Source organism: Thermus sp. H19.2 (genome assembly GCF_054979525.1).
In genome coordinates, this window is record NZ_CM143429.1 from 1,254,525 (window position 1) to 1,268,495 (window position 13,971).

Sequence of the window (13,971 nt, forward strand, 5' to 3'; positions counted from 1 at the left end):
GGCGGGGGATTCGGGAAGCCCTACTTGGGCTCCCCTGGCCAGTCCCCCACCACCCCGGAAGCGGCCCATTCCATGGTGAGGAGCTCCTCCAGGCTGGCCTTCCTCCCGGCGGGGATTCGCACCACGCCCTTGCGGTCCCGGATGGGCCCGGTGAAAGGGTCAAAGGTGGGCTTGGGGCTGGACATGTCCTTTAGGAGGGCCATGATGCGGTCGTAGACCGCCACCTTTTTGCCGCCCACGCTCATCTGGGCCTTCTGCAAGAGGGGCACGTGCTTGGGGTTGATGGGCACCCCGTAGTCCGCCCCCATCTCCACCGCCCCATGCTGCAGGAGCCAGAAGTAGTCCACGTTCTGCAGGTTCTTGGGGGTGTAGACCCCTTCCTTCACCTTCTTAAGGAAATCGGTGTAGATGACCTCCCAGTGGACGATCTGCCCTGAGACCACGTGGTCGGGGGCGAACCTCAGCATGGGGGTGTAGTGGCCGAAGGAGTAGGCCCCCTTTCTGGCCGCCGTCTGGATCACCGTGGGGGTGTCCTCGGTGAAGGCGAAGACGTCCGCCCCTTGGGAAAGCAAGGCCTCCGTGGCCTCCCGGGCCTTGGCCGGGTCGTACCAGGCGTTGATCCAGCGCACCAGAACCTGGGCCTTGGGGTTCACCGCCCGCACCCCCAGGGCGAAGGCGTTGATGTGCCGCTTCACCTCAGGGATGGGGAAGGCCGCCACGTACCCCACCTTGCCCGTCTTGCTGAGGGCCCCGGCAGCGAGGCCGTTCAGGTAGTAGACCTGGTAGAAGTCGGCCATGTAGGTGGCCACGTTGGGGGCCCGCTTGATGCCCGTGGCGTGGGCGAAGAGGACGTTCGGGTACTTCTTGGCGGCCTCGAGGACCGCCTCCCCGTACCCGAAGCTGGTGGCGAAGATCACCTGGCACCCCTCCCTCACGAAGCGGTCTATGACCGGAAGGGCCTGGGCCTCGGGAACGCTTTCCACGTAGCGGGTCTCCAGCCAGGGGAGGGCGGCCTCCGCCTTCTTGCGGCCCACGTCGTGGGCGTAGGTCCAGCCCGCGTCCCCCACGGGCCCCACGTAGATGAAGCAGGCCTTGAGCTTGTCCTCCTGGGCAAACCCTAGGCCCAGGACCAGAAGAAGCGCCAAAAGTCTCCGCATCCTCCTCACCTCCCTCGCTCAAAGGGCACCCCCAGGGCCTTGGGGGCCCGGGCGCGCCCCGAGAGGGCCAGGACCAGGATAACCAGCAGGTAGGGCATGGCGGCGAAGGCCTCGCTCGGTATAGGTACACTGCCCTGCAGGCGGAACTGGAGGAAGAAGAGGAGGCCAAAGAAGTAGGCCCCAAGGACCGCCCGCAAAGGCTCCCAGGCGGCGAGGATCACCAGGGCGATGGCCACGAAGCCGAGCCCCCCCGTCATGCCATCTGTCCAGGAGGGGCGGTAGGCCAAGGAGAGGTAGGCCCCCGCCATCCCGATGAGCCCGCCCCCCAAGGCCAGGGCCCCGTAGCGCACCCGGTCCACGTCCACCCCGAAGAGGTCCGCCGCCTTGGGGTTCTCCCCCACGCTCCTCAGGTAAAGGCCAAAACGGGTGCGGTAAAGGAGGAGGTGGACGAGAAAGGCGAGGGCCAGGGCAAGGAGGGCCAAGCCCCCCTCGGGAAGGGGGTTTTCCAAGGGAACCCCCTCGTAGCGCTTCCCCAAAAGCCCCGAGGCCCCAAGCCCCAAAGCGGCCACAGCGAGCCCCGCCACAAACTGGTTAGCCCTCAAGGAGACGGCGAAAACCCCCAGGAACACCCCGCCCAGGACCCCCACCCCCACCCCCGCCAGGAGGCCCAAGAGGGGGGAGGCCTCGAGGGCCAGGGCGAAGGCGGAAAGGGCGCTTAGGGCCATCATCCCCTCCACCCCCAGGTTCACCACCCCGCTCCTCTCGGCGAGGAGGGCTCCCAGGGAGGCCAAGAGGATGGGGGTACCGAAGAAAACCGCGCGCAAAAGGGCCTCTTCCATCAACGCCTCCAGACTACCCGGTGCCGGCTAAGGGCCTCGGCGCCGATGAGGGCCAGGAGGAAAAGCCCCGAGACCACGTCCACCACCCGGAAGGGCATGGAAAGGGCGAGCTTTAGGGCGTCCCCCCCCGCCAGGATAAGGCCCAGGAGGAAGGCGGTGAGGAGCACCCAAAGGGGGCGCCCCCGGGCCAGCCAGGCGGCGAGGATGGCGGTGAAGCCGTACCCCAAGGAGATCTGGGCGGGCTCCAGGAGGCGGTGGTGGACCCCCGCCACCTCCCCCACCCCCGCGAGGCCCGAAAGCAGGCCGGAAACCCCCCCCACAAAGAGGAGAAGCCCCCCCACGGGCAGGCCCAGGTAGCGGGCCGCGGAGGGGTTTTCCCCAAAGACCCTTAGGGCAAAGCCCAAGGGGGTGCGGAAAAGAAGCCCCTGCAAGGCCAGGGCCGCCCCCACCCCCAGGAGGAGGGTGGGCCAGTGGACCAAGGTGTCCCCCAGGCGGGGCAGGTCCGCCGCCTGGGGGAAGCGGTCGGTGTAGAGGAAGCCGAAAACCTGCTGCCCCTTCCAGGGCCCCGCCACCAGGTAGACCACCAGGTAGTAGGCCAGGTAGTTCTGCATGAGGGTGGTGAGGATCTCGCTGGCCCCGAAGCGCACCCGGAGCCAGGCGGCCAGCCCCCCCCACAAGGCGCCCAAGAGGCCCCCCAGGAGAAACATGAGGGGCAGGGTCCAAGGCCCCGGGGGGAGGAAGAGGGCCGCGTAGGCCGCCCCCACCGCCCCCAGGAGGAGCTGCCCCTCGGCCCCGATGTTGAAGAAGCCCACGCGGAAGGCAAAGGCCAGGCCGGAGCCGATGAGAAGCAGGGGTATGGCCCGCCGGGCGATCTCCGAAAGCCCCAAGGGATCGGCCAAGGGGGAAAGGAGGATCCCGAAGGCCCGCAAGGGGGAAACCCCGTAGGCGAGGAAGAGGAGGGCCAGGAAGAAGAGGGCCAGGAGCACGAAGAAGGCGTAGGTCAAGGCCACCTTCCGCAAGGAAGGCGCGGGGTCCAGCTCCAGCCTCATGCTCGCCCCTCCGTCATCATCCGGCCCAAGCGCTCCCGGCTCGCCTCCTCCCGGGGAATGGGCCCCACCAGGCGGCCGTGGTACAGGGCCGCCACCCGGTGGGCGAGGGCCAGGATCTCGTCTAGGTCCTCGCTCACGAGGAGGATGGCAGCCCCCTCCCGTGCCAGGTCCAGAAGCCTTCTGTGGACCTCCTCCGCCGCCCCCACGTCCACCCCGTAGGTGGGGTGCATGGCCAGGACAAGCCGGGGGCCCTCCTTGAGCTCCCGGGCCAGGATCACCTTCTGCACGTTTCCCCCGGAGAGAAACCGCACGGGGGCGCGGGGAGAGGGGGCCTGGATCCGGTAGCGGCGCATGAGGTCCTCGGCCTCCCGCTCCATGCGCCCGTAGTCCAGAAGGCCCCGCCGGGCGTAGCGGGGGTAGGTGCGCAGGGCCAGGTTTTCCGCCACGCTCATCCCCGCCACCACGCCCGTGCTCCGTTCCTCGGGGATGTGGGCCACCCCCAGGGCGAAGAGCCGGGCCGGGTGGGGGGGAAGGGGGTTTCCCAGAAAGCGCACCTGGCCCCGGTAGGGGCGGAGCCCGGCCAGGGCCTCGAGGAGCTCCTTCTGCCCGCTTCCCGCCACCCCGGCGATGCCTAGGATCTCCCCGGCCCGCAGGGCGAAGGCGATCCCCTGCAGGGGAAAGCCGTGCCGGGGAACCAGGAGGTTTTCCACCTCCAGAACCACCTCCTCCCGAGGGGGCGGGGCCTTGGGGGGCGGGGCCACCCCCCGGCCCACCATGAGGCGCACCAGGAGGTCCTTGTCCGCCTCCTCCCGCCGCACCTCCCCCACCTTTTCCCCGGCCCGGAGGACGGCGATGCGGTCGGCGATGGCCAGGACCTCGTCCAGCTTGTGGCTGATGAAGAGGATGGCGAGGCCCCTCTCCTTGAGCCGCCGCACCTCCTGGAAGAGGTCCTCGGCTTCCTTGGGGGTAAGGACGCTGGTGGGCTCGTCCAGGATGAGCACCCTGGGCCGGGCAAGGAGGGCCCGGAGGAGCTCCACCCGTTGCTTCTCCCCGGCGGAGAGGCGGTGGACGGGGGCCTTTAGGTCCACCCCCAGGGGGTGGTCCTGGAGGAGGGCTTGAAGCCTCAGGAGAAGGGCCCGGCGGGAGAAGAAGGGGGGGAGCTCCAGGCCCAAGGCCAGGTTCTCCGCCACTGAATGGGCCTCTATGAGCTCGGGGTGTTGGGGCACCAGGGCGATGCCAAGCCGCTGGGCCGCCCTGGGGGAGGGGATGACCACCTCCTGGCCCTCCAGGAGGATGCGCCCCTCGTCGGGGGCGTAAAGGCCGTAAAGGAGGCTCACCAGGGTGGTCTTCCCCGCCCCGTTTTCCCCCAGGAGGGCCAGGACCTCTCCCCTTTTCACCTCGAGGCTCACCCCGCGGTTGGCCACCACGGGACCGAAGCGTTTGGTGATGTTCTCCAACCTCAGCATGGGAAGGCCCGCAGGCCCGGCCCTGAGGATACCACGGGAGGGAAACCGCCCCACGGCTGGTATACAATGCCCCCAAGCCCCCGATGGGTCCGAAGCGGCTCAAAGCGCGGGGCGAGGAGGTAGCCATGGCTAAGGTAAAGCTGGAGCACGTGTGGAAGCGCTTCGGCAAGGTGGTGGCGGTCAAGGACTTCAACCTGGAGACGGAAGAGGGGGAGTTCGTGGTCTTCGTGGGGCCCTCGGGCTGCGGCAAGACCACCACCCTCCGCATGATCGCCGGGCTGGAGGAGGTCTCCGAGGGCAAGATCTACATCGGCGACCGCTTGGTGAACGACGTCCCCCCCAAGGACCGGGACATCGCCATGGTCTTCCAGAACTACGCCCTTTACCCCCACATGAACGTCTACGAGAACATGGCCTTCGGGCTCCGCCTTAGGCGCTACCCCAAGGACGAGATTGACCGGCGGGTCAAGGAGGCCGCCCGCATCCTCAAGATTGAACACCTCCTTAACCGCAAGCCCCGGGAGCTCTCGGGCGGGCAGCGCCAGCGGGTGGCCATGGGAAGGGCCATCGTGCGGGAGCCCAAGGTCTTCCTCATGGACGAGCCCCTCTCCAACCTGGACGCCAAGCTCCGGGTGGAGATGCGGGCCGAGATCGCCAAGCTGCAGAGGCGCCTTGGGGTCACCACCATCTACGTCACCCACGACCAGGTGGAGGCCATGACCTTGGGCCACCGCATCGTGGTCATGAAGGACGGGGAGGTCCAGCAGGTGGACACCCCCCTCCGCCTTTACGACTTCCCCGCCAACCGCTTCGTGGCAGGCTTCATCGGAAGCCCCTCCATGAACTTCATCAAGGCCTCCGTGGAAGTGCAGGGAGAAAAGGTTTACCTTAGCGCCCCGGGCTTCCGCATCCGCACCAACCCCATCCTGGCGCAAAGCCTCCGGCCCTACGCCGGCAAGGAGGTCTGGATGGGCCTCCGCCCCGAGCACCTGGGCCTCAAGGGCTTCACGGTGATCCCCGAGGAGGAGAACGCCATCCGGGGCGAGGTGGAAGTGGTGGAGCCTTTGGGAGCGGAGACCGAGCTCCACGTGAGCGTGGACGGCACCGTTCTCGTGGCCAAGGTGGACGGCCACGCCCCCGTGAAGCCTGGGGACCGGGTGGAGCTTCTGGCGGACACGGGCCGCCTCCACGCCTTTGACCCGGAAACCGAGAAGGCCATCGGCCACTCCCAGGAACCCGCGGCCGTGGCCCGCTGAAGCCGCCCCTTATCATGGAGGGGTGAGCGCCGCCAAGCCTTTCGTCATCGGCATCGCTGGGGGTAGCGCCAGCGGCAAGACCACCCTGGCCCGGGCCCTGGCCCAGACTCTGGGCCAGCGGGTGGCCCTTCTGCCCATGGACCACTACTACCGGGACCTCTCCCACCTGCCTTTTCCCCAGCGCCTGCAGGTGAACTACGACCACCCTGAGGCCTTTGACCTGGACCTGTACGTGGCCCACGCCGAGGCCCTCCTCCTGATCCTGCCCCGGGGCGGCCAGAACCCCGTGGCCCTGGAGATGCTGGTGGCCAAGGCCCTCGCCCGCATGGGGGAGGTGGGGGCGGCATGAAGCGGCTTCTGCACCTTCTCCTCTTCCTGGCCCTCGTGCCCTCCCTCCTGGCCCTTTTCCCTAGGCTCCGGGCGGAAAGGCCGGGGCCTGTGGCCCTGGTCCTAGACGCCGAAGCGGTGCGCGCCCAGGCCAGGGCCCAAGGGCAAAGCCTCCTCGAGGCCCTGGCGCAATACCGGGCCCAAGGGGTGAACGGGGTGGCTTTCCCCGAGCGCCTGGTCAAGGACTGGATCGCCGAAGGCGCCCTCCTCTACCGCCAGGGGCGGGAGCTTCAGGAGGAGGGGCTTCCCGCCCGGGCGGGCTGGTACTACCTCAAAGGGGAAGCTTGGCTTCTGGACCTTCTGCAAGGGGCCTACCGCCTCCCCACGGAAAGGCTTGGGTCGTGGCTGGGCTTTCCCGTGGACGTCCAGGCCTTCCCCGCCTTCTACGCCTTTTCGGAAATCCAAAGGGCCAAGGAAAGGGGCTTTTACGTGGTGGTCCGGCCCATCAACCACCCCCTGCGCCGCCTGGAGCCTGGGCTTCCTCTGGTGCCCAAGGAGTCGGACGCCGTGGTCTTCCAAGGCCTGGAGGCCCTGGGCCATCCTTACCGGCTGGAGGCGGCTAAGGCCTTGGTCCCGGTCCCCGTGGCCCTCATCGAGGGAACCCCCCAGCCGGGCCTCCAGGCCTTCCGGGAGCGGGGTGTCCTCAGGCTTTTCGGCCTGCGTTACGAGTGGCAACTCACCCTAAGCCCCGAGGAGGCGGCGGATAAGTACACCCTCGCCGCCCGGGAGCGGGGGCACCAGCTCCTCTACCTCAGGCCCTATCCCCACCCTGAGGACACCGCCCGCCTCCTCGCCCGCCTGCAGGAGGGCCTGAAGGCCAGCCACATCGCTCTAGGGGCACCCAAGCCCCGCGGGTTCGCCCCAAGCCCTTGGCGCCACGCCGCCTGGGTGGGGGTAGGGGCAGGCCTTGGCCTTTTGGCCCTGGGGCTTCCCGTGTACGGGCCCGGGGTGGCCTTGATCCTCCTCCTCTTGGCCCTGGGGTACGCCGGGAGCCAGGCGGGAGCGCTGCTCGCCGCCTTGGTCTTCCCCGTCCTCGGCTTCCTGGGCCCGAGGAACGGGATGTGGATGTGGGCGCGGAGCCTAGGGTACGCCCTTATGGGAGCGGTCTTCCTCAGCGCCTTGGGCTCGAGCCCGGCCACGGTACTAGGCCTCGCCCCCTTCAAAGGGGTTTCCCTCACCCTGCTGGTCCCGCCCCTCCTGGTGGCCTTTAGCTTCCTGGATCGGAACTTCAAAGAAACCCTCGCCCGCCTCTACGCCCACCCCCTGCGCCTGGGGGAGGTGGCCCTGGGGGCATTGGCCCTGGGCCTTCTGGCCTTCGCCCTCCTGCGCCGGGGCAACGACGCCCCCTTGGTGCCCGAGCTGGAGCTGAAGCTGAGAAGCCTTCTCCAGGACCTCATGGTGCGCCCCCGCTTCAAGGAGGTCTTCGGGCACGCCCTCTTTCCCCTGGCCCTCCTCCTCCCCTGGCCGCCCCATTTGCGAAACGGCCTCCTCTTCCTGGCCTCCCTCGGCATGGCCTCCATCCTCAACACCTTCAGCCACTTCCACACGCCCCTTCCCATCTCCTTCTTCCGGGTGCTGAACGGCGCCCTCCTCGGCCTATCCCTGGGCTTTATCGGGGTTATGCTGGTAAGGAGGCTACGGGCATGGTGGTTGGGGTAGCGGGGTACTACGGGTTCAGAAACGCCGGGGACGAGGCCATCCTGGAAGCCATCGCCCGGGAACTCAAAGCGCGGGGGCACCAGGTGGTGGCCCTCTCCGGGGACCCCCGGCGCACCCGGGAGGAGCATGGCCTTAAGGCCTTCCACCGCCTCAATCCCCTGGCCCTTCTGGGGGCCGACCTCTGGCTTTTGGGGGGCGGGGGGCTTTTGCAGGACGCTACCAGCGCCCTGAGCCTCACCTACTACCTCTCCGTACTGCGCCTCGCCCGCCTCTTCAAGAAGCGGGTCGTGGTGTTCAACCAGTCCCTGGGACCCCTTTCCCCCTCCGGGGAGAAGCGGGTGCAAAGGGCCCTAAAGGGCGTGCCGGTGATCCTCAGGGACCAGGACTCCCTGGAGTACGCCCGGCGTCTGGGGATCCCCGCCGAGCTTGGGGCCGACCCCGCCCTTCTCCTCACCCCACCCCCCGTGCAGCGGGAGGAAGACCTGGTCCTGGTCATCCCGCGGGCGGGGGTGAGCCGGGAGGCCCTGCAAAACCTGTACATCACCGCCAACCACCTCTTCCACGAGGGGAAGCAGGTCCTCGTCCTCCTCCTGCAGCCGGGCTACGACGAGGAGGTCCTGGAAAGCTTCCCCCACCACCGGGTGGAGAAGACCTCGGACCCCAGGCGGGTCCTCTACCTGGCGGCCCAGGCGGGGTACGTGATCTCTATGCGCCTACACGGCCTCATCCTGGCGGCGGCCGCCGGCACCCCCTTCGCCGCCCTCTCCTACGATCCCAAGGTGGCCGCCTTTGCCAAGGAAACCGGGGCCTACTACCAGGAGCTCCCCGGAGACCCCATCAAGCTCTCCAAGGCGGCCATGTACGGCCGCTTCCCCGACTGGGAAAAGGTGGAAGCCCTCAAGGAGCGTGCGCGGCGGAGCTTTGACCTGGCTTTGGGGGAGGCCATCCCCGTCAAGCGCCCCCACGGACGCGGCTGAGGCGCTCCAGAACCCCTTCGGCGAAAGCCCTTAAGTCCTTCAGGGCCTCCTCCACCTCCTGCCTCAGAAGGAACTCCCCTGGGGAAAGCCTTTTTAGGAGGAGGAAGGGAGGCTGGGCAAAAAGCTCCACCCCCTGGCGCACCACCTCGGGGATGAGGCCTTCCTCCAAGGCCTCGGCCTCGAGGTCCGAGAGCAAAAACACCTCCCCAAGGCGCTTGCGGGCCAGAAGGAAGAGGAGGGCAGCCAGGGCACCCCGCTCGGAAAGCTCGGCCACCAGGCGGTCTTCCAAGGCCTCCACCGCCTCCAGGTCCACCCGGCCCTGGCGGAGGAGGTCCTCCAGGTCCAAAGCCGAGAGGGGAAAGCGCCCCTTGAGGCGCACCAGGCGGTTCACCGCCTCCGGGGAGAGGTGGGCGATTCCCCGGGGCACCGCCTCCTTCTCGGACTCCGGGGCCAAAAGGGCCACGTGCGCCCCCTGGGCGCGGTAGGGCTTGAGGTCCTCCGCCTTCCCTTCCCCCAGGCGGAGAAGGGCCAGCACCACCTGCCGCCGCCCCAGGGGAGCCTTGTAGAGCCAGGGGGGGCCTCCCTCCAGGAGAAAGCCCAACCGCCTGAGGTCCTCGGTGACGCCCGGGGGCTCCAGGGCCTTGGGCTCGTGGGGGAAAAGCACCTCCTTGGGGTAGGGGGTAACCCGGACCCGGCGCTTCTCCCCCTTCGGGACCTCCTCCTTCGCCTCCTTGGGGTCCTCCCGCGGCTTCTCCAGGCGGGGGAGGGAACGGGGGAGGGCCTTGAGTTCCACCTCCTCTCCCCGGAAGTGCAGGAGGATCACCTCGTTCACCGCCAGGCGGCGCTTGGCGTAGTAGGGCCCGAGGCCCGTAAGGAGGCCCCCCTTCCAGTCCACCTTCACCTCGTAAACCTCCCCGTCCTCGTCCACAAAGCGCACGCGCTCCTTGCCCAGAAGGCGCTGGCGCAAGGAGGCGGTGAGGGCCATGGTGCCCGATTGAATACAGGCGCTGGTCAAAACGTAGCGGGCGGTCATACTACCTCCCTAGCTCTACCAGGGAACGGGGACTCCCTGAAGTGAGCATATAATACACCTCGTAAACCAAGGCAAGGGTCCTTTCCACATCGGCTAAAGCCCGGTGCTCCCTCCTGGGAGGAAGCTCCAGGGCCTCCGAAAGGGCATCTAGGCCGTAGCGGCGAAGCCCCCGAAGGGCCCTTTTGGCCAGGCGGATGGAGTCCACCACCGGGTTCTCCAGCTCCAACCCCATGCCCTCCAAGGCCGGGCGCAAGAAGGAGAGGTCAAAGGAAGCGTTGTGGATGACCAGGGTGGCCCCTCGCAAAAGGGGGTAGGCCTTGGCCAAGACCTCCTCTAAGGGCGGGGCCTTTTCCAGCTCAAAGGCCCGGATCCCGGTGAGGTTTTGGATGAAAGGGCTCGGCGGGCGGGAGGGGCGCACCAAGCTCTGGAAAGCCTGGCGCCTCTTCCCCTCCAGCCGCACCAGGGCGAGCTCGATGATCTCGCTCACCCCCGGAGCCAGGCCGGTGGTCTCCAGGTCCAGAAGGACCACCGGCTCCTCCGGGTGGGGAAAGGGATAGCGCCACTCCCATAGCCCCACCTCCTCCCCGGGGATGAAGCGCCCGTCCAATAGAGGCCGCACCACCGGGGCCACGGGGCCCCGAAGCCCCAAGGCTTCCCCCAGGAGGGGGAGGGGAAGGGGCTTTCCCTCGGCCCTAAGGCGCCGGGCAAGGCGGGTGGCGAGGCGGAAGCGAAGAGCGGGGTCCATCCCTTCCCCCTAGAGGGCCTCTCCCCAAGGCGTGCGCAGGAAGGCGCGGCCCGTGGCCTCCTCAAAAGCCAAGGCCGCCCGCAAGAGGCGCTCGTCCCCGCCCCAGGGACCCAGGAGCTGGAGCCCCACCGGCAGGTGGCCCTCAAACCCCGCAGGAAAGGAAAGGGCGGGCAGGCCCGTGAGGTTGGCCCCCACGGTGTAGAGGTCCTCCCGGTACATGGAAAGGGGATCGCGCCGGGCCCCGAAGGGGAAGGCGGGGTGGGGGGTGGTGGGCAGGAGGAGAAGGTCTACTTCCTGGAAGAGGGCCTTGGCCTCGGCCTTGAGGCGGCGGCGGAAGGCCTGGGCGCGGCCGTAATAGGCCTCGTAGTAGCCACTACTGAGGACAAAGGTGCCCATGAGGACCCGCCGTTTGACCTCCAGACCGAAGCGGGCCCGGGTAGCCATCCTCATCTCCTCCACCCCCTCCCCCTCGGCCCGGACCCCGTACAGGGTGCCGTCGTAGCGGGCCAGGTTGGAGCTGGCCTCCGCCGGGGCCAGGATGTAGTAGGCGGCGAGGGCCTGGGGGAGGGAGGGCCAGGAGACCTCGCGCACGGAAAACCCCAGCCCCCGGAAGACCGCCAAGGCCCCCTCCAGGGCCCTTTCTACCCCGGGGCTATTCCCGGAGAGGGCCTCCCGCACCACCCCGAGGCGCAAGGGGGGAAGGGGCCCCTCCAGGGCCTCCTGGAAGCGGGGGGGGAGGTCCAGGCTGGTGGCGTCCAAGGGGTCGGGGCCCGCCACGGCGTCCATGAGGAGGGCGAGGTCCCGCACCGAGCGGGCCATGGGGCCGATCTGGTCCAGGCTCGAGGCGTAGGCGATGAGGCCAAAGCGGCTCACCCGGCCGTAGGTGGGCTTAAGGCCGTAGACGCCGCAGAAGGCCGCGGGCTGGCGCACGCTTCCCCCCGTGTCCGAGCCCAGGGCGAGGGGGGCGAGGTCCGCGGCCACCGCCGCGGCGCTCCCCCCGCTACTCCCCCCGGGGACCCTTTCCGGATCAAAGGGGTTCCTGGTGGGAAAGAAGGCGGAGTGCTCCGTGGAGGAGCCCATGCCGAACTCGTCCAGGTTGGTCTTTCCCAGGACCAGGGCGCCCAGGGCCTTTAGCCTCGCCACCGCCGTGGCCTCGTAGGGGGGAAGGAAGTTTTCCAGAAGGCGGCTTCCCGCCGTGGTGCGGAGGCCCCGGGTGGCGATGTTGTCCTTTACCGCCACCACGAGGCCCGCCAAAGGCCGCCCAGGATCCACCGCCTCCGCTTCCTCAAGAAGCCTTTCGTTCAGGGTAAGGAACGCCCCGAGGCTCGGGTCCAGGGCCTGGACCCGCTTCAGGTAGGCCTCGGCCACCTCCCTGGGGGAAACCTCCCCCCGGACTACCCGGGCGCGGATCTCGTGGGCCAACATGCCCCCACTATAGCCCGAAGTGAAGGCGAAGCCAGTCCCGGAAGCCCACGTACGCCCCCCCGCCCCCCCGGGGCAGGTAGGTAACGTCCCCCGGCTCGTGGCGGAACCAGGTGTACTGCCTCTTGGCGTAGGCCTTTACCGCCCGGATGTCCCGCCTCAAGGCCTCTTCCAGGCCATACGCTCCCCGAAGGTAACCCACCACCTCCTTGTAGCCGATGGCCTGGAGGGCGGTGGGCATCCTGGGGTAGCGTTCAAGGAGCCCCCGCACCTCCTCCACAAGCCCCCGGGCGAACTGGGCTTTGGCCCTCTCCTCCAACTTGGGGAAAAGCCAGGCCCTTTCGGGCCAGAGGACGAGCTTCTTGTAGCAGAAGCGGGGAGGCCTTTTGGGAAACCGGGCCGGGGGGGTGCCCGTGCGCCGCAGGACCTCCAGGGCCCGGACGAGCCTTCTCGGGTTCCGCCCCACCCGGCGGGCGTCCTCGAGGCTCGCCTGGGCGAGTTCCGAAAGGAGGGCCTCGAGGCCCCGCTCCTCAAGTTCCGCCCACAGGGCCCCCTGGACCCCGGGGTCGGGCGGGGGAAGTTGGTGAAGCCCCTCGGAGAGGGCGCGGATGTAGTAGCCCGTCCCCCCCACCACCAAGGGAAGACGCCCCCTGGCCAGCACCCCGGCGATGGCCTCCTCCGCCAGGTCTAGGTAGCGGGCCACGCTCATGGCCTCGTGGGGCTCGAGGACGTCCACCAGGTGGTGGGGCACCCGGGCCCGCTCCTCGGGGGAGGGCTTGTCCGTGCCGATGTCCAGGCCCTGGTAGACCATGGTGGCGTCGGCGGAGATGACCTCTAGGGGCAGCTCCTCCCCAAGCCTCAGGGCAAGGAGGGTCTTCCCGCTACCCGTGGGCCCAGCGAGAACGGGGATGGCCTCCACATCCCTTATGCTAAGGGCATGTTAGAGCGCCTGGACCGCTTGGAGACCCTGCGGAAGCTCAAAGAACTGCAGGAGCGCATCGCCGAGCTGGCCTACCAGCTCACCGGCGAGGAGCCCGCCGCCTGGGCCCCGAGGGTGGACCTTTTAGAAGACGAGGACCACTACATCCTCCTGGTGGATCTCCCGGGAGTTCGGCCCGAGGACCTGGAGCTTTTGGAGGAGGGAAGCCGCGTGACCCTGGCGGGGGTGCGCCATCCCCTTCCCGGAACCTACCTCCTGGAGGAGCGGCCCATGGGCACCTTCCGCCGCACCCTGGACCTGCCGGGGCCCATCGAAGAGGGCACGGCCCAGGCGAGCCTGCGCCACGGCGTGCTGGAGGTGCGCTTCCGGAAGCGCACGGGCACCCCCCTCCCCGTGGCTCAGTAGCGCACTTGGTGGCAGGCCCGGCACCGGGGCTCGTAGTGCTCCTCCGCTCCCACCAGGATCACGGGGTCGGTGTAGCGGGCCGGTTGGCCGTTCACCAAGCGCTGGGTCCGGGTGGCGGGGGCACCGCACCGGGGACAGATGGCGGTGAGCTTCTCCACGAACTCCGCCCGGGCCAAAAGCTCGGGCATGAGGCCAAAGGGCTCCCCGCGGAAGTCCAGGTCCAGCCCCGCCAGGATCACCCGTACCCCCCTTTGGGCCAGGCGTTCCACCAAGGGAAGGAGCCCCTCGTCCAGAAACTGGACCTCGTCCACCGCTACCACGTCGGGCAGGGGGTCCAGGTGGGCTTCCATCTCCTGGGCGCGCCCCACGGGGATGGCCTCCACCCTCTCCCCATCGTGGCTTACCACATAGGCCGGGTGGTACCGGTTGTCCAAGCGAGGCTTGAAGACCACCACCCGCTGCCTTGCGATGAGGGCCCGCCTGACGCGGCGGATGAGCTCCTCGCTTTTCCCGGAAAACATGGGGCCGGCGATCACCTCAATCCAACCCTGGTGGTGGAGTACAGGGGGCATGGGGTCCTCCTGATAAAGAAGCTTAAACGCAACCTGGGGGCCCTAGGGCCCCCAGGTCCAGCGA

The 13,971-nt window shown here is 68.7% G+C and carries 13 protein-coding genes and 1 pseudogene; 5 read left to right on the plus strand and 9 right to left on the minus strand.

The window, feature by feature from the left end:
- Window positions 1-20: 20 nt before the first annotated feature.
- Genes ACY5J6_RS06780 through ACY5J6_RS06795 form a run of 4 tightly spaced genes read right to left on the minus strand, consistent with a single transcriptional unit; the run spans window position 21 to window position 4,511 of the window.
- Complete coding sequence (locus ACY5J6_RS06780) at window positions 21-1,157, minus strand: BMP family ABC transporter substrate-binding protein (RefSeq protein WP_462844243.1); 1,137 nt, start codon at window positions 1,155-1,157, stop codon at window positions 21-23.
- A 5-nt stretch (window positions 1,158-1,162) separates the two neighbouring features.
- A complete protein-coding gene (locus ACY5J6_RS06785) occupies window positions 1,163-1,996 on the minus strand; it encodes an ABC transporter permease (RefSeq protein WP_462844244.1) in 834 nt (277 codons plus the stop codon).
- The gene (locus ACY5J6_RS06790) at window positions 1,996-3,045 is read right to left on the minus strand and encodes an ABC transporter permease (protein WP_462844245.1); all 1,050 of its coding nucleotides are present in this window, start codon (window positions 3,043-3,045) and stop codon (window positions 1,996-1,998) included. Before ACY5J6_RS06790 ends, ACY5J6_RS06785 begins: the two co-directional genes overlap by 1 nt.
- Window positions 3,042-4,511 carry an ABC transporter ATP-binding protein gene (locus ACY5J6_RS06795; RefSeq protein ID WP_462844246.1) on the minus strand — a complete coding sequence of 490 codons (1,470 nt, stop codon included), beginning with the start codon at window positions 4,509-4,511 and terminating at the stop codon, window positions 3,042-3,044. Before ACY5J6_RS06795 ends, ACY5J6_RS06790 begins: the two co-directional genes overlap by 4 nt.
- A 125-nt stretch (window positions 4,512-4,636) precedes the next feature.
- Here ACY5J6_RS06795 and ACY5J6_RS06800 point away from each other — a divergent pair, with 125 nt between their 5' ends.
- The 4 genes and pseudogenes from ACY5J6_RS06800 to csaB all read left to right on the plus strand — a co-directional run bounded on the left by ACY5J6_RS06800 (window position 4,637) and on the right by csaB (window position 8,790).
- Entirely contained in the window at window positions 4,637-5,767 is a 1,131-nt protein-coding gene (locus ACY5J6_RS06800; protein ID WP_462844247.1) for an ABC transporter ATP-binding protein, read from the plus strand.
- Window positions 5,768-5,789: 22 nt separating this feature from the next.
- Window positions 5,790-6,035: pseudogene (locus tag ACY5J6_RS06805) on the plus strand (nucleoside/nucleotide kinase family protein); the annotation flags it as partial.
- Window positions 6,036-6,112: 77 nt separating this feature from the next.
- The gene (locus ACY5J6_RS06810; protein WP_462844248.1) at window positions 6,113-7,813 is read left to right on the plus strand and encodes a DUF5693 family protein; all 1,701 of its coding nucleotides are present in this window, start codon (window positions 6,113-6,115) and stop codon (window positions 7,811-7,813) included.
- The gene (csaB, locus tag ACY5J6_RS06815) at window positions 7,798-8,790 is read left to right on the plus strand and encodes a polysaccharide pyruvyl transferase CsaB (RefSeq protein ID WP_462844249.1); all 993 of its coding nucleotides are present in this window, start codon (window positions 7,798-7,800) and stop codon (window positions 8,788-8,790) included. The genes ACY5J6_RS06810 and csaB overlap by 16 nt, the downstream gene beginning before the upstream one ends.
- On the opposite strand, the gene ACY5J6_RS06820 is transcribed toward csaB, so the two are convergent.
- From ACY5J6_RS06820 to miaA, 4 genes are read right to left on the minus strand one after another with little or no spacing between them, the layout of a single operon-like run.
- A complete protein-coding gene (locus ACY5J6_RS06820) occupies window positions 8,765-9,823 on the minus strand; it encodes a hypothetical protein (protein WP_462844250.1) in 1,059 nt (352 codons plus the stop codon). The two genes, csaB and ACY5J6_RS06820, sit on opposite strands and share 26 nt — an antisense overlap.
- 1 nt (window position 9,824) lies before the next feature.
- A complete protein-coding gene (locus ACY5J6_RS06825; protein WP_462844251.1) occupies window positions 9,825-10,568 on the minus strand; it encodes a 3'-5' exonuclease in 744 nt (247 codons plus the stop codon).
- Window positions 10,569-10,577: 9 nt separating this feature from the next.
- The gene (gatA, locus tag ACY5J6_RS06830) at window positions 10,578-11,993 is read right to left on the minus strand and encodes an Asp-tRNA(Asn)/Glu-tRNA(Gln) amidotransferase subunit GatA (protein ID WP_462844252.1); all 1,416 of its coding nucleotides are present in this window, start codon (window positions 11,991-11,993) and stop codon (window positions 10,578-10,580) included.
- A 7-nt stretch (window positions 11,994-12,000) separates the two neighbouring features.
- Window positions 12,001-12,909 carry a tRNA (adenosine(37)-N6)-dimethylallyltransferase MiaA gene (gene miaA, locus ACY5J6_RS06835; protein ID WP_462844253.1) on the minus strand — a complete coding sequence of 303 codons (909 nt, stop codon included), beginning with the start codon at window positions 12,907-12,909 and terminating at the stop codon, window positions 12,001-12,003.
- Window positions 12,910-12,927: 18 nt separating this feature from the next.
- Here miaA and ACY5J6_RS06840 point away from each other — a divergent pair, with 18 nt between their 5' ends.
- Entirely contained in the window at window positions 12,928-13,335 is a 408-nt protein-coding gene (locus tag ACY5J6_RS06840; RefSeq protein WP_462844254.1) for an Hsp20/alpha crystallin family protein, read from the plus strand.
- Here ACY5J6_RS06840 and ACY5J6_RS06845 read toward each other — a convergent pair.
- Window positions 13,329-13,907 (minus strand): thymidine kinase, encoded by a 579-nt coding sequence (locus ACY5J6_RS06845; protein ID WP_462844255.1) that lies wholly within the window; start codon window positions 13,905-13,907, stop codon window positions 13,329-13,331. The two genes, ACY5J6_RS06840 and ACY5J6_RS06845, sit on opposite strands and share 7 nt — an antisense overlap.
- Between the last annotated feature and the right edge of the window lie 64 nt (window positions 13,908-13,971).